The 24,645-nt window shown below is 72.0% G+C and carries 17 protein-coding genes and 1 pseudogene; 8 read left to right on the forward strand and 10 right to left on the reverse strand.

All coding sequences use genetic code 11. The features are described from left to right. The first annotated feature begins 12 nt into the window (after positions 1–12). Positions 13–2,910, forward strand: coding sequence for an AAA family ATPase (locus QFZ82_RS33785; protein WP_307716737.1), 2,898 nt, complete (start codon positions 13–15; stop codon positions 2,908–2,910). A gap of 90 nt (positions 2,911–3,000) precedes the next feature. Here the strand turns inward: QFZ82_RS33785 and QFZ82_RS33790 are convergent, their stop codons facing one another. The 3 genes from QFZ82_RS33790 to QFZ82_RS33800 form a co-directional block, all read right to left on the reverse strand. Further along, positions 3,001–4,458: an aldehyde dehydrogenase gene (locus QFZ82_RS33790; RefSeq protein WP_307716738.1), complete on the reverse strand. Its 1,458-nt coding sequence runs from the start codon at positions 4,456–4,458 to the stop codon at positions 3,001–3,003. A gap of 194 nt (positions 4,459–4,652) precedes the next feature. Continuing rightward, positions 4,653–5,516 (reverse strand): acyl-CoA thioesterase II, encoded by an 864-nt coding sequence (locus QFZ82_RS33795; RefSeq protein ID WP_307716739.1) that lies wholly within the window; start codon positions 5,514–5,516, stop codon positions 4,653–4,655. A gap of 24 nt (positions 5,517–5,540) precedes the next feature. Continuing rightward, positions 5,541–8,063 (reverse strand): RNA helicase, encoded by a 2,523-nt coding sequence (locus tag QFZ82_RS33800; protein ID WP_307716740.1) that lies wholly within the window; start codon positions 8,061–8,063, stop codon positions 5,541–5,543. A 112-nt stretch (positions 8,064–8,175) separates the two neighbouring features. Between QFZ82_RS33800 and QFZ82_RS33805 the strand changes: the two genes are divergently transcribed. Beyond that, complete coding sequence (locus tag QFZ82_RS33805; protein WP_177148178.1) at positions 8,176–8,967, forward strand: metal-dependent hydrolase; 792 nt, start codon at positions 8,176–8,178, stop codon at positions 8,965–8,967. Between the two features lie 49 nt (positions 8,968–9,016). Here QFZ82_RS33805 and QFZ82_RS33810 read toward each other — a convergent pair whose 3' ends face one another. Beyond that, the gene (locus QFZ82_RS33810; RefSeq protein ID WP_307716741.1) at positions 9,017–10,798 is read right to left on the reverse strand and encodes an ABC transporter ATP-binding protein; all 1,782 of its coding nucleotides are present in this window, start codon (positions 10,796–10,798) and stop codon (positions 9,017–9,019) included. Further along, positions 10,795–12,597: an ABC transporter ATP-binding protein gene (locus tag QFZ82_RS33815; protein ID WP_307716742.1), complete on the reverse strand. Its 1,803-nt coding sequence runs from the start codon at positions 12,595–12,597 to the stop codon at positions 10,795–10,797. Before QFZ82_RS33815 ends, QFZ82_RS33810 begins: the two co-directional genes overlap by 4 nt. A gap of 185 nt (positions 12,598–12,782) precedes the next feature. Here QFZ82_RS33815 and QFZ82_RS33820 point away from each other — a divergent pair. Next, positions 12,783–14,161 (forward strand): annotated as a pseudogene (locus tag QFZ82_RS33820) (peptide-N4-asparagine amidase). A 115-nt stretch (positions 14,162–14,276) separates the two neighbouring features. On the opposite strand, the gene QFZ82_RS33825 reads toward QFZ82_RS33820, so the two are convergent. After that, complete coding sequence (locus QFZ82_RS33825; RefSeq protein WP_307716743.1) at positions 14,277–14,723, reverse strand: MarR family winged helix-turn-helix transcriptional regulator; 447 nt, start codon at positions 14,721–14,723, stop codon at positions 14,277–14,279. Between the two features lie 111 nt (positions 14,724–14,834). Here QFZ82_RS33825 and QFZ82_RS33830 point away from each other — a divergent pair, with 111 nt between their 5' ends. From QFZ82_RS33830 to mltG, 3 genes are all read left to right on the forward strand, one after another. Then, positions 14,835–16,661, forward strand: a complete 1,827-nt coding sequence (locus QFZ82_RS33830; RefSeq protein WP_307716744.1) for an ABC transporter ATP-binding protein — start codon at positions 14,835–14,837, stop codon at positions 16,659–16,661. A gap of 121 nt (positions 16,662–16,782) precedes the next feature. Next, entirely contained in the window at positions 16,783–17,376 is a 594-nt protein-coding gene (locus QFZ82_RS33835; RefSeq protein WP_307716745.1) for a hypothetical protein, read from the forward strand. A gap of 176 nt (positions 17,377–17,552) precedes the next feature. Further along, the gene (mltG, locus tag QFZ82_RS33840) at positions 17,553–18,410 is read left to right on the forward strand and encodes an endolytic transglycosylase MltG (protein WP_307716746.1); all 858 of its coding nucleotides are present in this window, start codon (positions 17,553–17,555) and stop codon (positions 18,408–18,410) included. Positions 18,411–18,452: 42 nt separating this feature from the next. On the opposite strand, the gene QFZ82_RS33845 is transcribed toward mltG, so the two are convergent. Further along, a complete protein-coding gene (locus tag QFZ82_RS33845) occupies positions 18,453–19,553 on the reverse strand; it encodes an NAD(P)-binding domain-containing protein (RefSeq protein ID WP_307716747.1) in 1,101 nt (366 codons plus the stop codon). 89 nt (positions 19,554–19,642) lie between these two features. Here QFZ82_RS33845 and QFZ82_RS33850 point away from each other — a divergent pair, with 89 nt between their 5' ends. Next, the gene (locus QFZ82_RS33850; protein WP_307716748.1) at positions 19,643–20,065 is read left to right on the forward strand and encodes a YjbQ family protein; all 423 of its coding nucleotides are present in this window, start codon (positions 19,643–19,645) and stop codon (positions 20,063–20,065) included. Between the two features lie 8 nt (positions 20,066–20,073). Here QFZ82_RS33850 and QFZ82_RS33855 read toward each other — a convergent pair whose 3' ends face one another. Further along, positions 20,074–20,301 (reverse strand): hypothetical protein, encoded by a 228-nt coding sequence (locus QFZ82_RS33855; RefSeq protein ID WP_307716749.1) that lies wholly within the window; start codon positions 20,299–20,301, stop codon positions 20,074–20,076. Positions 20,302–20,381: 80 nt separating this feature from the next. Here QFZ82_RS33855 and QFZ82_RS33860 point away from each other — a divergent pair, with 80 nt between their 5' ends. Next, complete coding sequence (locus tag QFZ82_RS33860; protein ID WP_177148189.1) at positions 20,382–20,603, forward strand: hypothetical protein; 222 nt, start codon at positions 20,382–20,384, stop codon at positions 20,601–20,603. Between the two features lie 56 nt (positions 20,604–20,659). On the opposite strand, the gene QFZ82_RS33865 is transcribed toward QFZ82_RS33860, so the two are convergent. Together QFZ82_RS33865 and QFZ82_RS33870 are read right to left on the reverse strand one after the other, a co-directional pair. Continuing rightward, positions 20,660–22,876 (reverse strand): sialidase family protein, encoded by a 2,217-nt coding sequence (locus QFZ82_RS33865; RefSeq protein ID WP_307716750.1) that lies wholly within the window; start codon positions 22,874–22,876, stop codon positions 20,660–20,662. A 166-nt stretch (positions 22,877–23,042) separates the two neighbouring features. Then, complete coding sequence (locus QFZ82_RS33870) at positions 23,043–24,641, reverse strand: polyamine aminopropyltransferase (protein ID WP_307716751.1); 1,599 nt, start codon at positions 24,639–24,641, stop codon at positions 23,043–23,045. Between the last annotated feature and the right edge of the window lie 4 nt (positions 24,642–24,645).

Raw genomic sequence — 24,645 nt, forward strand, 5'->3', positions numbered from 1 at the left:
AGGGGGCACGAGGTGACACAGGTCGTCGAGCAGCACGGGTGGGCTCATCAGCCCATTCTCGAACGGGAAGCCGAAGTCCGCGCGATCCAGCATGCGTTGGACGAGTTGTACGGAGCCTCGGCCAACGGCTCGGGTGCGCGACGCGGCGGCGTGCTCGTCTTCGCGGCACCAGCCGGACTGGGCAAGACCACCCTGCTCGCCGAAGCCCGCCGGCGCGCCACCGAACGCGGCTGCACGGTGCTGTCCGCGCGCGGCGGCGAGCAGGAGAAGCAGGTGCCGTTCCATGTGGTGCGCCAGCTCATCCAGCCCACGGTAGCCGCCATGAGCGAGGGCGAGCACCGCGAGATCCTGGGGCACTGGTACGGCATCGTCGCACCGGCGATCGGTCTGACGGCCCCGCAGGATGGCACCGCACCCGACCCCCAGGGCGTGCGCGACGGTCTCGACTGGGTCGTCACCCGACTGTCGGTGCGCTCCACGCCCGTCGTGCTGATCCTCGACGACGCGCACTGGGCAGACGCGGAATCCCTCGCGTGGCTCACCGCCTTCGCCACACGCGCCGAGCAACTGGGGATGCTGATCGTCGTGGCCTGCAGGCCGGATGAGCTCCCTCCCGACGCCACCGTGCTGCACACCCTGGCCTCGCGCCACGGGGCACGCCCGCACCAGCTGGAGCCCCTCACATCGAGTGCGGTGGCGCGCATAGTGCGCAGCGCCCTCGGCGACGGCGCCGACGACCTGTTCTGCCGGGAATGCTGGACGATCACGGGTGGAAACCCGTTCGAGGTCGTCGAACTCACCGCGAAGGCCCGCGAGCGTGGCCTGAAGCCACAACGGGACACCATTCCCCACCTGCGCGATCTCGCCTCGGCCGTCAAGGGCAGCGGGCTCATCGAACGGCTCGAACAGCTCGGTCCCTCCACCGTCCGGCTCGCCTGGGCCGCCGCGGTGCTGGGCACCGGTATTTCCACCAGGATCGCAGCGAGCGTCGCCGCGCTCGGCGACGCGCAGATCAACGAGGCCATCGACCAACTGCACGCCGCGCGCATCCTGACGGTCCTGACCACGGTGCAACGCGACGAGGTCGTGGAGTTCTTCCACCCGCTGATCGCCACCGCCGTGTACCGGTCCATCCCTCCCGGCGTACGCGTCGCCATGCACGGCATGGCGGCGAAGGCAGTGATCGACGCCGGCCTCGGCGCCGGGGCCGCCGCCCGCCACATGCTGGAGATGCATCCGGAAGGCGACAGCTGGGTCGTGCAGCACCTGCGCCAGGCCGCCCGCGAAAACTTCTCCGCCGGAGCTCCCGACGCCGCCCGCCGCTATCTGGCCCGCGCTCTGCGTGAACCGCCGATTCCCGAGGACCGGGCCCACGTGCTGTTCGAACTCGGCTCAGCCAGTCTCCTCCACGAACCCGCCACCACCGTCAACCACCTGCGGGCCGCACTGGAAGAGCCCGAGATCGAACAGGGTCTACGGGAAGACGTCATCTACCGGCTCGCCCAAGCCCTCGCCCACACCGGGCAGTTGGCCGAGGCAACCGAACTCCTCGCTGACGAGGCCCGCCGCACCTCCAGCGCCCGCGCCAAACTGCGGATGCAGGCCGAGCAGTTCAAATGGAATGCGGTCCGCGTCGACGAGCAGGACTCGCCGGCCCGCTCGCGGCTGCTGGCCCAGTTCGCCAAGCGCCTCACCGGCCACAGCCTGGCCGAACGCCACATCCTGGGGCTGCGGGGCTGGGACTGCGTGATGCGCGGCGAACCCTCGGCCAGGGCGCTGCAGTACGCGGAACGGGCGCTGGACGGCGGCCTGCGCTGGACCGACCAGGACTTCGGGTTCGAGGTGCCGGCCGTCATCGCTCTCACCCTCATGTACTGCGATCAGCCGGGCAGGGCCGAAGAACTGTTCAGCGATGCCATCACCGAGTTCGAAGCACGAGGATGGCGCGGCGCGCACCTGTCCTTCGCCTACACCCTGCTCGGCTACGTCCGCTACCGGCGTGGACGGCTCACCGAAGCAGAGGACTTCGCGCGCCAGGGACTTGAGATCGCCGACCGGGTGGGGCGCGGAATCCCCGCGCAGTGGCAGGCGGTCGGCACCCTCATCGAGACACAGCTCGCCCACGGACACACCGCCGAGGCCCAGCGCGTCGCCGACGCCTACGACTTCGGAAAGGACTTCCCCAACTCGGTCATCTACCCCGACCCCCAAGCCGTCTGGGGAAAGCTCCTCCTGGCCCGCGGCATGCATGACGAGGCCGAGCGGCAGCTCGCCGAAGCCGGCCAACGCCTCGACAGCCGAGGCACACGCAACCCCTCGTGGAGCCCCTGGCAACTCGACCTCGCCCTGGCACAGGCCAAGCATCAACCCGAGAAGGCCCGTGCCACCGCGCAAGAGGCCGTTGCGCGCGCCCGCGCATTCGGCACCGCCGGCGTCATCGGTCACGCACTGCGCGTCCAGGCGGCGACCACCGACCCGGCCGAGGCGGTCGTCCTCCTCCAGGAAGCCGTCGAGCACCTCGAGAAGTCCCCGGCCGCGTACGAACTCGCCCACGCACTCGTCGACCACGGCACCGCCCTGCACGCCCTCGGCGACCTGGAGCGCGCCGCCCACCAGCTCTACTCCGGCATGGAAGCCGCGACCGGCTGCGGCGCCGAAGTCCTCGCAACCCGCGCCCGAACCGAGCTCGCCGCCGCCGGACTGTCCCCGCGCCGCCGCCAGGTCGCGGAACAGGACACCCTCTCCGAAGCGGAGAGCGCGGCAGCCCGCCACGCCGCGCTCGGACTCGACAACGCGGCGATCGCCGCCGAACTCGGCACCGGCGAGCACGCCGTGTCGAAACTGCTGTCCGCGGTCTTCACCAAACTGGGAACCGACCGAGGGGGCCTGCGCCGCGCGCTCGGCATGTGATCCGGCCGGGCCCGGGACGGCGCACGCACCCACGCCGACGCCGGGAGCGGTAGCCGCCGCCGTCCCTGTGTCCGCTTCGCCGTGCTGCGCTCAGTAGCCGATACAGGCCGAATGCCACGCGGTGTAGAACTCCCACACCTGAGGCGAGCACTCCGGAGGACCGTACTGGGACGCCTTCGCGCCGGTGTGCGGCAGATGCGCGTACGCGCCGACGCCCGGACGGTTCACGTGCAGCATCCCGGCCTCGAACCGTTCCACCGCCTCGAACGCCCGCGACTGGGACGCCGTGAACACCGTCCCGCTCATCCCGTACCTCACCGAGTTCGCGATGCGCATCGCGTCGTCGAAACCGTCCGCGTCGACGACGGCCAGCACGGGCCCGAACACCTCCTCCTGGGCGAGTTCGCTGTCCCACGGCACGTCCCGGATCACCGTCGGCTGCACGTAACACCCCTCCGGCAGCCCCTCCCGCTCCTCGGGGCCGCCGCCGCACAGCACCTTGCCGCCGTCGTGCTGCGCCCCGGCGACCGCGGCCAGCGCGGCGTCCCTGCGCACCGTGTTGACCACCGGGCACACCTGCGAGTCGGGATCGTCACCCGGCCCCACCCGCAGGGCGGCCACTCGCGGCACCAGCCGCTCCAGGAACTCCTCCCGCACCCGTACGTCCACCACCGCCCGGCTCGTCGCACTGCACCGCTGCCCGGCCTGCCCGAACGCGCCGTGCACCACCGCGTCCACGGCCCGGTCCAGGTCGGCGTCGTCGCACACCACGACCGCGTTCTTGCCGCCCAGCTCCAGCTGCGTCCGCAGCAGCCGGTGCGCGCCGCCGGTGTGGATCGCGGTGCCCACCGCGAGGGAACCGGTGAAACTGATGCCCGCGACGCCCGGGTTGGCGACCAGCGCCTCACCGGCCGCCACATCGCCCTGCACCAGGTTGAGCACCCCGTCGGGCACCCCGGCCTCCTGGAACACCTCCACCAGCAACGCCGCCGTGAGCGGAGTGAGCGGCGAGGGCTTCAGCACCGCCGTGCACCCCGACAGCAGCGCCGGTGCCACCTTCCACATCGGGATGGCGAGGGGGAAGTTCCACGGGGAGACCAGACCCACCACACCGATCGGGCGGCGGAAGGTGTACGCGAAGGTCCGCTCGTCCTCCGCGGGCGCCGTCACCCCGCCGAGCAGCCGCGCCTGGCCGGCCGTGAAGTCGAGCACGGCACGCGCCCTTGCCACCTCGCCGCGCGCCTCGGCGAGCAGCTTGCCCTGCTCCCGCGTGATGACGGCGGCGAACTCCTCGGCACGTTCGGCGAGCAGCGCGCCCGCCCGCGCGAGATACGCCGCCCGCTTGATCGGACCGAGCCCGCGCCAGCCGGGCAGCGCGGCCCGCGCCGCGTCGACCGCCCGGTCCACGTCGACGCCGCCCGATTCGGCGAACTCGCCGACGGCGTCGGTGAAGTCGGCCGGATTGATGTTCTCCCTGGTCAGCCCCGACTCGGCCGGGACCCACTGTCCGTCGATGAAGTTGAGCCGAAGGTGCTGTGACTGAGCCATGCCCTCCCCTTCGCTGGACCACGTCGGCACTGCTGCCGGACCCGGCCAGACTCTCCGACGGAGAGCGCCGTCACAACGCGCGATTGCCGAATGCGGCCGATAGCCCCGGCCTATCGGTGGCGCGTCCCGTCGACGGGGACGCCCCTGCTGCCGGAGGGCGACGGGACCGGACACCGGGACATACTGCTGACCGGTTACACCGGCCGGAACAGGCCCTCCTGCACCACCGACACCAGCAGCTGACCCTCCCGGTTGTAGATCCGGCCGCGCGCCAGGCCGCGACCGCCGGTCGAGATCGGGGACTCCTGGTCGTACAGGAACCACTCGTCCGCCCGGAACGGGCGGTGGAACCACATCGCGTGGTCCAGCGACGCCATGTCGAAGCCGCGCGGTCCCCAGAGCGGCTCGACGGGGATGCGCACCGCGTCCAGGAGCGTCATGTCGCTCGCGTACGTCAGCGCGCAGGTGTGCACCAGCGGGTCGTCGCCCAGCGGGCCCACGGCGCGCATCCACACCGCGCTGCGCGGGTCCGCGTCCTTCAGCTCCTCGCGGGTCCAGCGCAGCCGGTCGACGTAGCGGATGTCGAACGGCTGCCGCCGGCCCATCCGCTCCAGCGACTCGGGCAGAGCGCCGAGGTGGTCGCGGATCTCGTCCACGAGCATCGGCAGGGTCTCAGGGGCGGGCACGTGCCGCGGCGGCAGCTGGTGCTCGATGCCGCCCGGCTCCGGGCGGTGGAAGGACGCCGTCAGGTTGAAGATCGTCTTCCCGTGCTGGACGGCGGTCGTGCGGCGCGTGGTGAACGACCGGCCGTCCCGGACCCGTTCGACCTGGTAGACGATCGGCACACCCGGAACCCCCGGCCGCAGGAAGTACGCGTGCAGCGAGTGCACGGGGCGCTCCCCGTCCGTCGTCCGGCCGGCCGCGACCAGCGCCTGGCCCGCGACCTGCCCGCCGAAGACGCGTTGCAGCGACTCCTCGGGGCTGCGCCCACGGAAGATGTTGACCTCGATCTGCTCCAGGTCGAGCAGATCGACCAGCCGCTCGGCCGGATTCGTCATGACGGGTCGTCCTCTCGATGCGTTTCAGAGCTGGCCGACGGACGTGACGCGCACGACCGCCCGGCCCTCCTCGTCGGAGGCCGCCAGATCGACCTCCGCGCTGATGCCCCAGTCATGGTCGCCGTTCGGGTCGGCGAACGTCTGGCGCACACGCCACAGACCGTGCGCCGGGTCCTCCTCGATGGCGAGGAGCTTCGGGCCGCGGGCGTCCGGGCCGGTGCCCAGATCGTCGTACTCGTCCCAGTAGGCGTCCATCGCCTCGCCCCACGCCTCCTCGTCCCAGCCGGACTCGGCGTCCATCTCACCGAGTTCGCCGACCTGGTCGAGGGCGGCGAGCTCCACCCGGCGGAACATGGCGTTGCGGACCAGGACGCGGAAGGCGCGGGCGTTCGCCGTGACCGGCCTGACCTGGTCGGCCTTCTCCTGCGCCTCCTCGGCCGTCTCCACCTCGGGGTTCGCCAGCTGTTCCCACTCGTCCAGCAGGCTGGAGTCCACCTGACGGACCATCTCGCCCAGCCAGGCGGTCAGATCCTCCAGGTCCTCGGTCTTGATGTCGTCCGGGATGGTGTGGTCCAGCGCCTTGTACGCGCTCGCCAGATAGCGCAGCACGATGCCCTCGGTGCGGGCCAGCTCGTAGAAGGACGTGAACTCCGTGAAGGACAGCGCCCGTTCGTACATGTCACGGATGACCGACTTCGGCGACACCGGGTGGTCGCCGACCCACGGGTGCGACTTCTTGTACGTGTTGTACGCGTGCCAGAGCAGCTCTTCGAGCGGCTTGGGGTACGAGATGTCCTGGAGCCGCTCCATCCGCTCCTCGTACTCGACGCCGTCCGCCTTCATCGCGCCCACGGCCTCGCCGCGCGCCTTGTTCTGCTGGGCGGCCAGGATCTGACGCGGGTCGTCGAGCGTCGACTCGACGACGGAGACCATGTCGAGCGCGTACGACGGAGACTCCGGGTCCAGCAGCTCGAACGCTGCCAGCGCGAACGTCGACAGCGGCTGGTTGAGCGCGAAGTCCTGCTGGAGATCGACGGTGAGCCGGATCGTGCGGCCCTCGGCGTCGGGCTCGTCGAGCTGCTCGACGACCCCGCCGTCCAGCAGCGAGCGGTAGATCGCGATGGCGCGGCGGATGTGCCGCAGCTGGTTCCTGCGCGGCTCGTGGTTGTCCTCGAGCAGCTTGCGCATCGCCTCGAAGGCGTTGCCCGGCCGGGCGATGACCGACAGCAGCATGGTGTGGGTGACACGGAAACGCGAGGTCAGCGGCTCGGGCTCGGAGGCGATCAGCTTCTCGAAGCTGTTCTCCGTCCAGCCGACGAAGCCCTCCGGGGCCTTCTTGCGCACCACCTTGCGGCGCTTCTTCGGGTCGTCGCCCGCCTTCGCGAGCGCCTTCTCGTTCTCGATGACGTGCTCCGGCGCCTGCGCGACCACGAAGCCCGCCGTGTCGAAGCCCGCGCGCCCGGCCCGGCCCGCGATCTGGTGGAACTCACGCGCCCGCAGCGTCCGCACCCGGTTGCCGTCGTACTTGGTGAGCGCCGTGAACAGCACCGTGCGGATGGGGACGTTGACGCCGACACCCAGCGTGTCCGTGCCGCAGATGACCTTCAGCAGACCCGCCTGGGCCAGCTTCTCGACCAGGCGCCGGTACTTGGGCAGCATGCCCGCGTGGTGCACGCCGATGCCGTGCCGCACGTAACGGGACAGGTTCCTGCCGAACTTGGTGGTGAAGCGGAAATTGCCGATCAGCTCGGCGATCCTGTCCTTCTCCTCGCGCGAGCACATGTTGATGCTCATCAGCGACTGCGCCCGCTCGACGGCCTGCGCCTGCGTGAAGTGGACGATGTAGACCGGCGCCTGCTTGGTATCCAGGAGTTCGGTCAGCGTCTCCGTGATCGGCGTCAGCCGGTACTCGTACGAGAGCGGGACCGGGCGCGTCGCGGAGCGGACGACGGACGTGGGACGTCCCGTGCGGCGCGTGAGGTCCTTCTCGAACATCGACACGTCGCCGAGCGTCGCCGACATCAGGACGAACTGCGCCTGCGGCAGTTCCAGCAGCGGGATCTGCCAGGCCCAGCCGCGGTCCGGCTCCGCGTAGAAATGGAACTCGTCCATCACGACCTGGCCGATGTCGGCGTCCTTGCCGTCACGCAGCGCGATCGACGCGAGCACCTCGGCGGTGCAGCAGATCACGGGGGCGTCGGCGTTGACCGAGGCGTCGCCCGTCAGCATGCCGACGTTCTCCGTGCCGAACAGCTTGCACAGGTCGAAGAACTTCTCCGACACCAGCGCCTTGATCGGCGCCGTGTAGAAGGTGACCTGGTCATTGGCCAGCGCCGTGAAGTGCGCACCCGCCGCGACCAGGCTCTTCCCGGAGCCCGTGGGGGTGGACAGGATCACGTTCGCCCCCGAGACCACCTCGATCAGGGCCTCCTCCTGAGCCGGGTACAGCGTGATGCCCCGCTCCTGGGTCCAGGAGGAGAAGGCGTCGAAGAGGGCATCGGGGTCGGCGTCGGGCGGCAGCTGATCGATAAGGGTCACGCCCCCCATCTTGCCTGGCTTCCGCCCGGATGAGGGAACCGGCCGCCGCAGCGAAGATCACGAACGATACGCTGCCCTGTCAACTGGGGTTCAGCACAACAGCAATGGGGCGGGCACACACATGATGGGACCGGCGCACTCTCTGTCCGGGGCGGCTGCCTGGCTGGGGGTGGGAGCGGCGACGGCCGCCGCCGGCCACCCGATGCCGTGGCCCGTGCTCGTCGTCGGAGCGCTGATCTGCGCGGGCGCGGCGCTCGCCCCGGACCTCGACCACAAGGCGGCGACGATCTCGCGCGCCTTCGGTCCGGTCTCGCGCGGGCTGTGCGAGATCGTCGACAAGCTCTCGTACGCGGTCTACAAGGCGACGAAGAAGCCGGGGGACAAGCGCAGGACCGGCGGCCACCGGACCCTGACGCACACCTGGCTGTGGGCGGTGCTGATCGGCGGCGGCGCCTCGGTCCTGGCGATCATGGGCGGCCGCTGGGCCGTGCTCGGGATCCTGTTCGTCCACATGGTGCTCGCGGTCGAGGGCCTGCTGTGGCGGGCCGCCCGCGTCTCCAGCGACGTCCTGGTGTGGTTGCTGGGCGCGACGAGCGCGTGGATCCTCGCCGGCGTGCTGGACAAGCCGGGCAACGGGGCGGACTGGCTGTTCACCGCGCCCGGCCAGGAGTACCTGTGGCTCGGCCTGCCGATCGTGCTCGGCGCCCTCGTCCACGACATCGGCGACGCGCTGACGGTCTCCGGCTGCCCGATCCTGTGGCCGATCCCTGTGTCCGGCAAGCGGTGGTACCCGGTGGGCCCGCCGAAGGGCATGCGGTTCCGGGCGGGCAGCTGGGTGGAGCTGAAGGTGCTGATGCCGGCGTTCATGCTGCTGGGGGGCGTGGGTGGAGCGGCGGCGCTGAACATGATCTGAGGGGGGCTTCCCGGAACCGGGGGCAGGGCCCCGGCCCCGGGCAGGGCCGTCACCCGTGCCAGGAGCGCCAGAGCGCCGCGTACGCCCCCTCCGCCGACACCAGCTCGTCGTGGCTGCCCAGCTCGCTGATCCGGCCGTTCTCCACCACCGCGATCACGTCCGCGTCGTGCGCCGTGTGCAGCCGGTGCGCGATCGCCACCACCGTGCGGCCCTCGAGCACCCGCGACAGCGAGCGCTCCAGGTGGCGCGCCGCCCTCGGGTCCAGCAGCGACGTCGCCTCGTCCAGGACCAGCGTGTGCGGGTCCGCCAGCACCAGGCGGGCCAGTGCGATCTGCTGGGCCTGGGCCGGGGTGAGCGTGACACCGCCGGAGCCGACCTCGGTGTCCAGACCCTCGGACAGCGCCCGTGCCCACCCGTCCGCGTCGACCGCCCCGAGCGCCGCCCACAGCTCGGCGTCCTCCGCGGACGTACGGGCGAGGAGCAGGTTGTCCCGCAGCGAGCCCACGAAGACGTGGTGCTCCTGGTTGACCAGCGCCACATGCTCGCGCACCCGTTCCGCCGGCATCCGCGACAGCTCGGCCGCGCCCAGCGTGACCCGGCCGGTGCGCGGGGCGTAGATGCCCGCCAGCAGCCGGCCCAGCGTGGACTTGCCCGCGCCCGAGGGGCCGACGAGCGCCAGCCGGGTGCCGGGCGCCACGTCCATCGAGACGCGGTGCAGCACGTCGACGCCCTCCCGGTACCCGAAGTGGACCCGGTCCGCGCGCACGTCGCGCCCCTCCGGACGCACCGCCCCGTCGCCCGCGTCCGGCTCGATCTCCCGCACGCCGACGAGCCGTCCCAGCGACACCTGGGCGACCTGGAGCTCGTCGTACCACCGCAGGATCAGGTTCACCGGGTCGACCATCATCTGGGCGATCAGCGCGCCCGTGGTCAGCTGTCCGATGCCGATCCAGCCCTGGAGTACGAACACGCCGCCGATCATGAGCACGGAGCCGAGCACGGTCGCGTGCGTGACGTTGAGGACGGGGAAGAGCACGGAGCGCAGGTAGAGGGTGTACCGCTCCCACGCCGTCCACTCCTTGATCCGCCGGTCGGAGAGCGCCACCCGGCGTGCCCCGAGGCGGTGCGACTCCACGGTGCGGCCCGCGTCGACGGTCTCGGCCAGCACGGCGGCGACGGCCGCGTAGCCCGCGGCCTCCGAGCGGTAGGCGGAGGGGGCCCGCCGGAAGTACCAGCGGCAGCCGATCACCAGCACCGGCACGGCCACGAGCACCGCGGGCGCCAGCGGCGGCGCGGTCACGGTCAGCCCGCCGAGCAGCAGCACGATCCAGAGCACACCGATCGTCAGCTGCGGGACCGCCTCGCGCATCGCGTTCGCCAGCCGGTCGATGTCCGTGGTGATACGGGACAGCAGGTCGCCCGTCCCGGCTCGCTCCAGCACGCCGGGCGGCAGCCCGACCGACCGTACGAGGAAGTCCTCGCGCAGGTCCGCCAGCATCCGTTCACCGAGCATCGCGCCCCGCAGCCGTACCAGGCGCACGAACGCGGCCTGGATCACCAGCGCCACCGCGAACAGCGCGACCGTCCGCTCCAGATGGAGCTCGCGCGCCCCGTCCGCCGCCCGCTCCACGAGCGAGCCGAGCAGCCACGGGCCGGCCATCGAGGCCACGACGGCCACGGTGTTGACGAGCACGAGGAGCACGAAGGCCCGGCGGTGGCGGCGCAGCAGCCCGGCCACGCACGCCCGTACCGTCGCGGGTGAGCCCACCGGCAGAGTCGTCGCCGTCCGGGGAGCCGCCGGGTCGTAGTCCGGTGGCGCCACGCCGATCATGCTGTCTCCTCGATGTCGATCCCGGTCCTGAGGGCGCCGTCGCCCGACGCGTGGACCGAGGAGAGCTGTTCCTCGTCGGTCTCGCGGGTGACGACCGCGCGGTACCGCGGTTCCTTGTGCAGCAGTTCGCGGTGCGGGCCCACCGCCGCCGCCTCGCCGTCGTGGACCAGGACGACCCGGTCGGCGCGGTCCAGCAGCAGCGGCGAGGACGTGAAGACGACCGTCGTACGTCCGGAGCGCAGCGACCGCACTCCCTCGGCGATCCGCGCCTCCGTGTGCGAGTCGACGGCCGACGTCGGTTCGTCGAGCACCAGCACCTCGGGGTCGGTCACCAGCGAGCGCGCCAGCGCCAGGCGCTGGCGCTGGCCTCCGGAAAGGGAGCGACCGCGCTCGGTGATCGGCGCCTCCATGGGGTCCCCGTCGAGCGACGCCTGCGCGAGCGCGCCGAGCACGTCCCCGCACTCGGCGGCCGCGAGCGCGTCCGCCGCCGACACCGCACCGGACGCGGGCACGTCGAGCAGCTCGATCAGCGTCCCTGACAGCAGGACCGGGTCCTTGTCCTGGACGAGGACGGCCGCCCGCGCGGCGTCCAGGGGCAGGCCGTCGAGGGCGACGCCGCCGAGCAGCACGGACGGCAGTCCCTCCGGTTCCGCGGGGTGGCCGCCGAGCCGTTCGGCCAGCCGGCCGGCCGCGTCCGGATCGCCGCACACGACCGCGGTCAGCAGGCCGGAGGGCGCGTGCACCCCGGTGGACGGGTCGTACAGGTCCCCCGTCGCCACCGCGTCCGTGCCCGTGCCGCTCGTGGGGCGCTCCAGTGACAGGACCCGCGCCGCCCGGCGCGCCGAGGGGCGGGAGAAGGAGTACGCCATGGCGATCTCCTCGAAGTGCCGCAGAGGATAGGCCAGCAGCATCACCGCGCTGTACGCGGTGACCAGTTCGCCCACCGCGATACGGCCGTCGCTGACCAGCCCGACGCCGTGGTGGACGACGGCGATGGTCAGGAGACCCGGCAGCAGCACCTGCACGGCCGCGATCAGCGACCACATCCGGGCGCTGCGCACCGCCGCCCTGCGCACCTCCTGGGAGGCACGGCGGTAGCGGGCCAGGAACAGCTCCTCACCGCCGATGCCGCGCAGCACCCGAAGGCCCGCGACCGTGTCGGAGGCCAGTTCGGTGGCCTTGCCCGCCTTCTCGCGCTGCGTGTCCGCGAGCCGGGTCGCGCGCGGCAGCAGCGGCAGCACGCCGAGAGCCAGGACCGGCACCCCGATCGCGACCAGCACACCGAGCGCCGGCTGGTAGACCAGCAGGGCGGCGCAGACGACCACGACCGTGACGGCCGCCGCCAGGAAGCGGGAGACCGCCTCGACGAACCAGCCGATCTTCTCGACATCGCCCGTCGAGACCGCGACGACCTCACCCGCCGCGACCCGGCGGGTGAGCGCCGAGCCCAACTGCGCGGTCCGGCGGGCCAGTAGCTGCTGGGTACGGGCGGCGGCCGTGATCCAGTTGGTGACGGCCGTACGGTGCAGCATCGTGTCGCCGAAGGCGATACCGGCCGTCGCGAGCGCCATCAGGCCGCCCGCCGCGGCGAGTTCGGACCCGGAGCGCTCCACCACGGCCTGGACGGCGAGACCGACGCCGTACGGCAACGCCATCACGGACACGAAGTGCAGCAGGCCCCAGCACAGGGACTTGACCTGTCCGCCCAGCTGGCCCAGGCCGAGCCAGAGGAGGAAGCGGGTGCCGGACCGGACGTCGGGTACTCCTGGATCGGGATACGGAAGATCGCGAATCTGCATGACGTCCCAGGGCTCGTCGAAGAGGGGGGAAGGGGAGGGAGCAAGGGTGGTTCAAACCGTGCAAGGTTCGCGGTTCACCGCCCCCGCGAGCAATTGATTTTCTGCGCACGGCGGCACAGAACGCGCCAATATCCATCAGCGGGGGTCTGGCGCGGCACGGCCCGCGCACGCTTCCCTCCTGACCCATGAAGCGAAAGATCATGTCCATGATCGCCGCGGCGGTCGTCGCCGTCGGCACGCTCCTGGGACGGCACCGGCGTCGGCGGCCGAGAGCCCGCCCGCGGAGTCCGGCAGCGACTGGCACGATCCCGTCAGTGCCGCCCCGCCTGTGGAGCGCCCCGACACCAGATCGTGCCAAGTCACCGTCGCGCAGGCCAGGTTCCGTGACTTCACGCCCTACCGCGGCGCCTACGCACCGCCCGCGGAGTGCGGCACCCTCCCCCAGCTACCGCTGGGAGGTGCCCCCAGAGCAAGGTGGTGCTGCGGCTCGAAGGCTCCGTGAAGGGACGCCAGTACGACCGGCTCGGCCACCTCGCCATCGGCGGGATTGAGATCCTGCGGACGTCGGCCCCGCAGCCCTCGCCGGACGGCATCACCTGGTCCGTGGAGAAGGACGTCACCCGCTACAGCGACACCCTGCGCCGGGCGCAGCCCGTCGAGATGCTGATCGGCAACGTCGTCAACGAGACGTACACCGGCGTCATCGACGTCAAGGTCACCTTGACCTTCTACACCCCGGGGCGGGGCGCCCGGGCCGCCGAGACGCCCGACAAGGTGCTCACCCCCGACGGCACCACTCTCACCACCCCGCGCAACAGCGAACGCGTCGTCGCGGAGGTCTACGCGACCGGTTCGGGCGGCGGCTGCGAGGAATACTGGTACATGACCGTTCCCGACGCCGCCCCGTACTCCTGCAAGGCCGCCGACGGTCCCTACCGGGAAGTGCAGATCAGCGTCGACGGGCAACTCGCGGGCATCGCGGCACCGTTCCCGACCGTGTGGACCGGCGGCTGGTCCAACCCGTTCCTCTGGTACGTCGTTCCGGAGCCGCGGGCCCTCGAGCCCGGACACCCGCGGCGCACACCGCCTCACCGCCGCCGGCCACCTCGACACCTCGCACGGCAGGGTCGCCACGACGGTCGCCCGGTCCGTGGCGAACACCTCGGTCCACCGCTGGAGCGACGGCGAGAACCCCGACGCGCTCACGGCCACATGGACCGACGACGAGACGGTCACCAGGTGAGGCGTCGTCACCGCCACCCGTCGCACGTACGAGATGGACGGGGTGACCACGCTCGGCGAGGGCGACCGGCTGCGTACCGTCCTCACGCTCGCGGACAAGGCCGACACCACCGTCACCCGGGGCGCGCGGCGGCTGTCGTGGTCGCGCCTCGACGACACGTACACGGGTGATGCCACGTACACGGCGAATGTGCCCCGCGACCAGCGGCACGCGGTCGGCACGACGGCCGAGCGCTATCGGCTGTACGGCTCCGACGGCTGCTACGACCGCAGCCTGCGCACGGTGCAGGGAGTGCTGACCGAGGACCGGCGTCTGTGCTGACGTGACCGGGAGGGGGTGCCCGGCCGGCGTGCAGGGAGCCGGCCGGGCACCCGGCCGCGGGCCGGACGGGCACTCGACAGTCCCAGAAGCCGGCGCCCCGGCCCGGCGGTGACTCTCAGCAGCGCGGGCCGGTTCCGTCGACCAGCGTGGACAGCAGCTCGCCCAGCACCTTGCGCTGATCGGTGGTGAGCGGTGCGAGGACGTCCTCCGCCGCGGCGCGCCGCGCGTCGCGCAGGGTCCGGAGCGCGGCGCGGCCGGTGTCCGTGAGCTCGATGCGGGTCACCCTGCGGTTGGCCGGGTCGGGGACGCGCCGCACGCAGCCGCCCGCCTCCAGCCCGTCGACGAGGCTGGTCACGGCACGCGGCACCACTTCAAGGCGCTCCGCGAGATCGGCCATGCGCGGCGGCCGGTCGTAGTGCGCGACCGTCCGCAGCAGGCGAGACTGCGCCGGAGTGATGGCGATGTCGGCGGACTCCAGCTGGCGCTTCTGGCTGCGGTGGAGGCGGCGGGTCAGCCGCAGCAGCTGCTCGGCGAGCAGGCCGTCGGCGTCAGGGGTGCTCATGCGGGAACATTAGCAGGATGTTGTTCATTGTGAATACAGGTAACAGTGAGCTAGGCTCTCGGACGTCGTCCGCAGGACGACCCCGTCCGTCCGCCCACCGGAAGGAGCCCGGTGCGCCCCGAGCACCCGACCTGGACCCCGCCGCCCAAGGACCCCGACCAGCCGCCCGCGGACGTCCGCCGCATCCTCCGCCTCTTCCGGCCCTACCGCGGCAGGCTCGCCGTCGTCGGCCTCCTCGTCGGCGCGTCCTCGCTGGTCTCCGTCGCGTCGCCGTTCCTGCTCCGCGAGATCCTGGACACCGCGATCCCGCAGGGCCGCACCGGGCTGCTCAGTCTGCTGGCACTCGGCATGATCGCCACCGCGGTGACGACCAGCGTCTTCGGAGTGCTCCAGACCCTGATCTCGACCACCGTCGGCCAGCGTGTCATGCACGACCTGCGCACCGGGGTCTACGCGCAGCTCCAGCGCATGCCGCTCGCGTTCTTCACCAGGACGCGCACGGGCGAGGTCCAGTCCCGCATCGCCAACGACATCGGCGGCATGCAGGCGACCGTCACCTCCACCGCCACCTCCCTGGTCTCCAACCTCACGGCCGTGGTCGCCACCGTCGTCGCGATGCTCGCCCTGGACTGGCGGCTCACCGTCGTCTCGCTGCTCCTGCTCCCGCTGTTCGTCTGGATCAGCCGCCGCGTCGGCCGTGAGCGCAAGACGATCACCACACAGCGGCAGAAGCAGATGGCGGCGATGGCCGCCACGGTCACCGAGTCCCTGTCCGTCAGTGGCATCCTCCTCGGCCGCACCATGGGCCGGGCCGACTCGCTGACCCGGTCCTTCGCGGACGAGTCCGAGCGGCTCGTCGACCTGGAGGTGCGCTCCAGCATGGCGGGCCGCTGGCGGATGTCGACGATAGGCATCGTCATGGCGGCCATGCCCGCCCTCATCTACTGGGCGGCCGGTCTCGCGCTCAGGACGGGCGGACCGGCGATCTCCATCGGCACGCTCGTCGCCTTCGTCTCGCTCCAGCAGGGCCTGTTCCGCCCGGCCGTCAGCCTGCTGTCCACCGGCGTGCAGATGCAGACCTCGCTCGCCCTCTTCCAGCGGATCTTCGAGTACCTCGACCTGTCCGTCGACATCACCGAGCCCGCGAAGCCCGTGCGGCTCGACAAGATCAGCGGCGACGTGCGCTTCGAGGCGGTCGACTTCGCCTACGACCCCGCGCAGAAGCAGCCGACCCTCGACCGGATCGACCTCGCCGTGCCGGCCGGCGGCTCCCTGGCCGTCGTGGGCCCCACCGGCTCCGGCAAGTCCACGCTCAGCTACCTGGTGCCCCGGCTCTACGACGTCACGGGCGGCCGCGTCACGATCGACGGCGTCGACGTCAGGGACCTCGGCTTCGACACCCTCGCCCAGGCTGTCGGCGTCGTCTCCCAGGAGACGTACCTCTTCCACGCCTCCGTCGCAGACAACCTGCGCTTCGCCAAGCCCGACGCCACCGGCGAGGAGATCGAGGCCGCGGCCCGCGCCGCGCAGATCCACGACCACATCGCGTCGCTGCCCGACGGCTACGACACCCTGGTCGGAGAGCGCGGATACCGCTTCTCGGGCGGTGAGAAGCAGCGGCTCGCCATCGCCCGCACCATCCTGCGCGACCCGCCCGTGCTGATCCTCGACGAGGCGACCAGCGCCCTCGACACCCGCACCGAGCACGCCGTGCAGCAGGCCATCGACTCCCTGTCCGCCGGACGCACCACCATCACCATCGCCCACCGGCTGTCGACCGTCCGCGACGCCGACCAGATCGTCGTGCTGGAATCCGGACGCATCGCCGAGCGCGGCACGCACCAGGAGCTCCTCGACCGGGACGGCCGCTACGCCGCACTGGTCCGCAGGGACGCGGAGCTGCGGCCCGACGCGGCCGTGACCGCCGACGTCACCTGACGGCCCGCGCCCCAGGGCCTCCTGACGACGTGTCGGCTCGCGGCCGCCCTCGACCGCTCGCGGCTCATGAGCGGCACCCCGCGGGCCCGCCGATGCGCCCCATGCGGCATGATCGCCGGCCATGAGAGCACTCCTGGGTGTCGACCTGCCGGGATTCCGTCCCGTCGACCACGACGTATGGGCCAACGACGAAGGCGACATCCTGTCGCTGCACTTCTTCGGGCTGCCGCCGGACCTGCCCGCGTCCCTCGACGACGGCCCCGCGCTGCGCGCCGCGCTCACGCGGTACACCGCCGAGGCCGGCGGCGGCCTGATCGAGGCGTCCGTCAAGTCGCTCGGTTCCCTGCCCGCGCTGCGCCAGATACTCAAGCTGCCGCTCCCGGGGCAGCCGAACGGCCAGGTGTTCATCGGCAGCTTCACGGTGCCCCGCGCCACCTGCAGCACCGTCGTGAAGATCCAGGCGCCCGAGCGGGGGACGACCGGGATGCGCGAGGCGATGGTCATGGCCCAGGTCGGCCCCACCGACTACTTCCGTCCGCACCCCTACGCACCCGAGGTGCAGGGCGGTCTGCCCTTCCACGCGGCCGACCACGCCCAATGGGACGCCCAGTTCCCCGACCACCCGCTGAGCCGGGTCCGACGCGGGCTCGCCACCCTCGCGGAAGGGGTGCAGGCGGTACCGGAGTTCGCCGCGCTGCCGCCGTTCGCACCCTGACGGAGCCGTACCTGACGGCGACGCCGCTCCCCGGGGACGGCTGAGCGGCGTCGCCGTGGGGCGAGTGCGGGGCGCGCCGGCGCACGACGTGGACGGCTCCGGCGGGCAGGCGCGTCCTTCGTGTCGCAGCGCGAGAGGTACCCGGGCGAACGGGGCGGCCGCGTTAGCGTGCCCGTATGACGAACGAGCGCTCGTCGGCCCGGCGCGGGCGCGGGTACCGCCTCACCCGCCGCGGCCGTCTGGTCCTGCTCCTCGGCACGGCCACGGTGGCGGCGGCCGCCGTCCTGGTGCCCTTCCTGCTGAGGGAGGAGAAGAGCGAGCGGCCCCGCCCCGCCCCTGTGTCGCTGGTGATCCCCGAAGGATGGCGCGCGGGCCAGGTGTACGCCGCCGTCGACAAGGCCCTGAAGCGCCCACCCGGCACCACGCGGACCGCGATCCGCTCGGCCCGGCTGAAGTTGCCGCCGGAGGCCCGGGGCAACCCCGAGGGGTACCTGTTCCCGGCCACCTATCCCATCGACGAGAAAACCACCCCGGCGAGCCTGCTCAGCTTCATGGTCAACACGGCGCACCAGCGGTTCGGGGCCAGGGCCGTCATCGCGAGCGCCCGCAGGGGAGGGCTCAGCCCCTACGAGGCGGTCAACGTCGCCAGCATCGTGCAGGCCGAGGCGGACACGGCGTCCGACATGGGCAAGGTGGCCCGCGTCATCCACAACCGGCGCGCCAAGGGGATGCCGCTCCAGATGGACTCCACCCTCAACTACGCCCTCGATCGCAGCACCGTCGACACCACCACCGCGGACACACGGCTCGACAGCCCCTACAACACGTACGACCGCACCGGCCTGCCGCCGACGCCCATCGACAACCCGGGCGAGGAGGCGATGCGCGCGGCCGTCGAGCCGCCCGCGGGCGACTGGCTGTACTTCGTCACCGTCGAACCCGGTGACACCCGCTTCACCAGTGACTACGAGGAACACCAGCGGAATGTGGGGGAGTTCAACGCCCGCCGCGCCGAGGCCGGGGACGCGGGCTGACCGGCGGCCCGCTCCCGGCCGCCGCCGCGGGACCACCGCGCCTCACACCAGCGCCGGTTCGCGCTCCGGCTCCGGTTCGCGCTCCAGGAGGCGTTTGATCTCGCGGACCGCGGCGCGCCCTGCCCGGTTCGCCCCGATCGTCGACGCCGAGGGGCCGTAGCCGACGAGATGGACGCGCTCGTCCCGTACGGCCCTGGTCCCCTCGACCCGGATGCCGCCGCCCGGCTCCCGCAGCCGCAAGGGCGCCAGATGGTCGATCGCCGCCCGGAACCCGGTCGCCCACAGGATCACGTCGGCCTCGACCGTCCGGCCGTCGTCCCAGGCCACCCCGGTCGGTGTGATCCGGTCGAACATCGGCTCGCGCTCCAGCACCCCGGTCTCACGGGCGTGCCGGACGGCGTCGGTCAGCGGCAGCCCGGTCACCGACACCACGCTCAGCGGCGGCAGTCCGCGCCGCACACGCTCCTCGACCATGGCGACGGCCGTCCGTCCGGCGTCCTCGTCGAAGGGCCCCTCGCGGAAGACGGGGGGCCGGCGCGTCACCCAGGTGGTCTCCGCGGCCACCTCGGCGATTTCCATCAGGTGCTGGGTGCCCGACGCCCCGCCGCCCACCACGACGACGCGCTGCCCGGCGAACTCCTCCGGGCCGGGGTAGTCCGCGGTGTGCAGCTGACGCCCCCAAAACGTCTCCTGACCGGGGTAGCGGGGCCAGAACGGCCGGTCCCAGGTGCCGGTCGCATTGATCAGCGCGCGCGCCGACCACACTCCCTCGGAGGTCTCGACCGCCAGCCGGCCGCCGCCCGCCTCGCGTACCGCGCGGACCTCCACGGGGCGGTGGACCCGCAGGCCGAAGCGTTCCTCGTACGCCGTGAAGTACGCGCCGATCACCTCGGAGGACGGCCGGTCGGCGTCGGCGCCGGTCAGTTCCATACCGGGCAGGCTGTGCATGCCGTGCACCTTGCCGTAGGTGAGCGAGGGCCAGCGGAACTGCCAGGCGCCCCCCGGGCGCGGTGCGTGATCCAGGACCACGAAGTCCCGGTCGGGCACCAGGCCGGCGCGCCGCAGGTGATAGGCGGCGGAGAGCCCCGCCTGCCCGGCGCCGATGACGACCGCGTCCACGTCCTGTGCCCCAGAGTTGTTCACGGTTCTACCAACCGGGAACGGGCCCGGGATCTTCCCCGAGGCGGCCGTGCGACGCGCGCCGGGCAGGTGACGGGCGGGAGGATGGAGCCATGCCCGGACACTTCACCACCACGACCCTGACCCTCGCCACCGGATCCGGCGAGACGGTCACCGATCTGACGCACACCTGCGAGCAGTTCCTCGCCCAGCACGCGGACGGCAGGGACGGCCTGCTCAACGTGTTCGTCCCGCACGCCACCGCCGGAGTCGCCGTCATCGAGACCGGCGCGGGCAGCGACGACGACCTGCTGGCCGCGCTGCACACGATCCTGCCCGCCGACGACCGCTGGCAGCACCGCCACGGCAGCCCCGGCCACGGCAGGGACCACGTCCTGCCCGCCTTCGTCCCGCCGCACGCGACGCTGCCGGTGCTCGGCGGCCGCCTGGAACTGGGCACCTGGCAGTCGGTCTGTCTGGTCGACACGAACAAGGACAATCCGAGCCGCCAGGTGCGGTTGACTTTCCTGGGCTGACCCGGGCGTCATCGGTCGCCGCTCGGCCCGTCGGCGTAGTCCTCGAGCAGGTCGCCGATGAGCGCGAGCAGGGCGTCGGCCCGGTGCCGGTCCTCGCGCTGGTTCCGCAGGGCGTGGTCGAGCGCTCGAAGTGCGGCCAGGGCGGCCGGGTCTGCCCAGAGGCAGCGGCTCCTCCGCGGACCGGCGACGGCGCCGAGGGCGGTCGGGGCGCGTGCCAGGGCAGGCGGGCCATTCAAGATCGAAAGACGGGTGCCGGGGAACCAGGGGCGGCCGGACAGGGCTCGCGACCCGCTCGGCGGGGCATACTTAGTCCACGATGACAAATCGATCCGCGCCGCGGCGCCACCTGCCCACCAGCCCCTTCGCAGCTCCAACCGATCCCGTGATCAAGGACTTCGCCCTCGGAGACCGCGTCTCCCACGACCGGCACGGCCTCGGAAAGATCGTCGGTCAGGAGGCCGCTGGTGCCTTTCTCGTCGACTTCGGTGCCTGCCAGACCCGCATCGTCAGCCCCTACAAGGGCATGCACAAGCTCTGACCACCCGTCCCCGGGGCACGGCCGCTCGGCGGCCGGGCCCCGGGGACGTACAGCGGTCAGCCGGTGGTGAGCTCGTAGAAGCCCCGGCCGAACGTGGCCGCGACCATGCGGTGGTGGCCGGCGTCGTACTCGATGTCGTCCACCGGGACCGCGGGCATGCCCCGGCCCAGGCGGAACCACTGCCGCCCGCCCGACGGGGACGTGAAAACACCCTGGTCGGTGCCGATGTAGAGCACCTTGCCGCGCCCGACGACGAGATCGTTGACGGGTGCGTCCGGCAGGTTCCCGGACAGGTCCTTCCAGTGCCTGCCGCCGTCCGTGCTGCCGTAGACGTGGGCGAGTCCCGAGCCCGCGCGGTAGGCCGAGTGCGTGGTGTAGACCCGGTCGGGGTCGGCGGGATCGACGACGACGCGGGTCACCCAGGGCAGCCCCTCCGCCAGCTTGGTCCAGGTGGCGCCCAGGTTCCTGGTGACCCAGACCCGGCCGTCGTCGGTGCCGGCGTAGACCGTCCGGCCGTCACCGGCCGGGGCGATCGAGGTGATCGTCCCGTAGTTGGTGTAGATCGGGTCGGGCCCCGGGCCGCCGGACAGGTCCGGGCTGATGGCCTGCCAGGTCACACCGCCGTCCGTGGAGCGGTTGAGCACCTCGGCGCCGTAGTACACGATCTTGGGGTTCCGCGGGTCGAGGACGACGGGCGTGAACCAGTTGCGCCGCTTGAAGGTCGTGCGGTCGGCGAAGTACGTCAGGGTGTCGCCGCCGTCGGTGGACCGGAAGCAGTTGCCGTACTGGTAGCAGGCGTACACCTTGTTCACGTCGGTCGGGTCGATGACGTTCTCCTCGCCGTCCCCGCCGAGGTACTCGTTGAAGCCGTCCCCGCCCCAGGAGCGCAGCGAGCCGTTGTCCTGTGATCCGCCGGAGACGCGCGAGGTGTCCTGCGGGCTGATCGCCGCGCTGTAGAGCTGGGTGTACGGCTCGTGGCGGGCCTTGACCCAGCCGCCGTCCCCGTTCGCGTCCGAGCGGTAGACCCCGCCGTCGTTGCCCAGGTAGACCCGGCCCGGCCGGCGCGGGTCCCAGACCATCGCGTGGTGGTCGACATGGATGCTGGTGTCGTCGTACGTCCAGGTGGCGCCGGCGTCCTTGGTGGTCATCAGCGGTACGCCGGCGACGTGCACGTGCCGCGCGTCCTTCGGGTCGGCCCAGATCTTCCCGAACCACCATCCGAAGGACGACTGCGACTCCGTGAGGTTCTTGTTCTCCGGGGTCCGGCTCCAGGTGTCGCCTCCGTCGGTGGAGGTGTAGAAGCCCTCGAAGGGGCCGCTGGTCCGGTTGACGATGGCGTACAGCCGCTCGCCCGCGACGGCGAGTCCGATCCGGCCCACCTCGGGGCCCGGTGCGGGCAGGCCGCCGCCGAGGCGCTGCCAGGTCCTTCCGTCGTCGGTGCTGCGGAAGACGCCGGAGCCCGCGCCGCCGTAGGTGCGCAGTTCCGGCGTACGGCGGTGGTCCCACATCACGGCGTACAGCGTCGAGCCCTGGACGAACACCTCGGTGGCGCCGGTGAACTCATTGGCTCCCGCGAGGATCCGCCGCCAGGTGTTGCCGCCGTCGTCCGAGCGGTACACCCCCCGGTCCCCGCCGCCGTTGTAGAGCGAACCGGCCGCGGCCACATAGATGCGCCGCGGGTCGGCGGGATCCACCGTGATCGCGCTGATCGCGCCGGAGTCGCGCAGCCCGATCGGGCGCCAGTGCTCGCCGCCGTCGGTGCTGCGGTACAGGCCGGTGCCCTCGTACGTGATGCTGCCGCCACCGGGGTTGGGCTCGCCGGTCCCCGCGTACAGGGTCCCGTCCGGGGCCGTGGCGACCGCTCCCATGGCCTGCGTCCAGTCGTCCGGCCACGCGGACTCGAAGGTCTGCCCGGCGTCCGTGCTGCGCCAGACGCCTCCGCTCGCCGCGGCGGCGTACACGGTGTCGGCCCGCTGCGGGTCGAGCGCGAGCGAGACGATCCGCCCGCCGATGTCGGTGGGTCCAACCGCCTTCCAGCGTCCGCCGACCGTGGGCAGCAGGCGTGCCTGCGCGGCGGCGTCCGCGTGGGCGTGGCGCGGGATCGGCTGTCCGGGCAGCGTCTTCTGCAGGTACCGGTACTCGGCCGGTGCGGCGGGCCCGCGGACCGGGCGGTACACGTCGGGCGGGCCCGGTGGTGCGGCGGCGGCCGGCGCCGCGATCACCGCGAGGCCCGCCGCAAGAGCTAAGACCAGCTGAAGGAGACGCTTGTGCATGGGCACCCTCTTCTTTGTCATGGCCATCTCAGGCCGTGACGTTACGAGAGTCGGCGGCGCAACAGAAGGTCACGGACGGGACTTTGCGCCGTAGGAGTCTCAGAGGCCCGGTCTGGAGGCGTGACGGGTGGGGGCACGGGGCGGGCGGGCGACGCCGTGGACCGGATCAGTAGTTCTGCCACTCGTTGTTGGTGTACTCCAGGATCACGGGGTCCATCAGGGTGCTGGCCCGTACGTTCTGCGGGCGGCGGTCCACGGGGAAGACGGTGGCCGCCTCGAGGACGGCGTCGTCCAGGAAGCGCAACGGCGGGGCGTCCTCGGCCAGGCGCAGGGGCGGCGGCGGCCCGTCCGTGCCAGGAGTCGCCAGGACGAAGCCCCAGTTGCCGAAGCTGGGGACGTCCACCTGGTACTCGGTGGTGCGGTAGCCGGCCTCGCCGATCGTCGCGGCGATGGACCAGTACGACTTGGGGGCGAAGAAGGGGGAGCCGCCCTGCACCATGACCTGGCTGTCCGGCTTCAGGACGTGACGGAGCAGGTGGTAGAACTCGACGGAGTAGAGCTTGGCGAGCGCCGCGTTGTCCGGGTCGGGGAAGTCGATGACGACCGTGTCGTAGCGCCGGCCCGCGTCGCGCAGCCAGTTGAAGGCGTCCGCGTTGACGGCCGTGACCCTCGGGTCGTCGAGCGCCCGGCCGTTGAGCTCGCGCAGCGGTGCGAAGGTGCGGGCCAGCCGCGTCATCGCCGGATCGAGGTCGACCAGCGTGACCGTCTCGACGTCGTCATAGCGCAGGACCTCCCGCAGGGCCAGGGCGTCGCCGCCGCCCAGGATCAGCACGGAGGACCGCTTCGCGGACAGGGCGGGGTGGACGAGGGCCTCGTGGTAGCGGTACTCGTCGACGGACGAGAACTGGAGGTCGCCGTTGAGGAACAGCCGGGTGTCCGGCTCCCCGGTGAACGCGGTGGACCGGGTGACCACGATGTCCTGGTACGGCGTGGTCTCGGCGTGGATGATCGGGTCGCGGTAGAGCTGCTGCCGCGCGGTGACCTCGATGTCGTCCGCCAGGGCGTACACCGTGCCGAGTACCGCCAGGACGGCGGCCATGCCGGCCAGCAGCGCGATGCGCACGAACCGGCGGGTCTCGCGGCGGAAGATCCACAGGACGACGAGGACACCCGCCACCGCGTTGACGGCGCCCACCACCAGGGCGCCCTTGAGCTGGCCGAAGGCCGGCAGGAGCAGCAGCGGGAAACACAGACCGCCGACGAGGGCGCCGATGTAGTCCACGGCGAACATGTCGGCGACCGCGCTGCCTGCCTCCTGACGCCTGATCCGCTGAAGCAGCGTCATCAGCAGCGGTATCTCGGCCCCGATGAGGAGGCCGACGACGAAGGACACCACCACCATGGACGGCATGTAGATGCGCAGCCAGGCGAACGACACGTACAGGACGAGCACCGACAGCCCGCCGGCGAGCGCGAGCAGGCCCTCGACGAGGGCGAACGCGCCGACCGCGCGCCGCTGGAGCGGCTTGGCCGCCAGCGATCCGACGCCCATGGCGAACACCATGACGGAGATGACCACGGAGGTCTGCATCACGGAGTTGCCGATGAGGTAGCTGCCCAGCGCGGTGAGCGCCAGTTCGTAGACGAGGCCGCAGGCCGCGCAGAGGAACACCGAGAACAGCAGCAGGAAGCGCGCCCCCCGCGAGCGGGTCGCGGGCGGGCGGGCGGCGGCCGTGGTGGTGCGGTCGAGCGTGGTGGTGCCCATGTGT

Source organism: Streptomyces sp. V4I23 (assembly GCF_030817975.1).
In the GTDB taxonomy this organism is placed as follows: domain Bacteria; phylum Actinomycetota; class Actinomycetes; order Streptomycetales; family Streptomycetaceae; genus Streptomyces.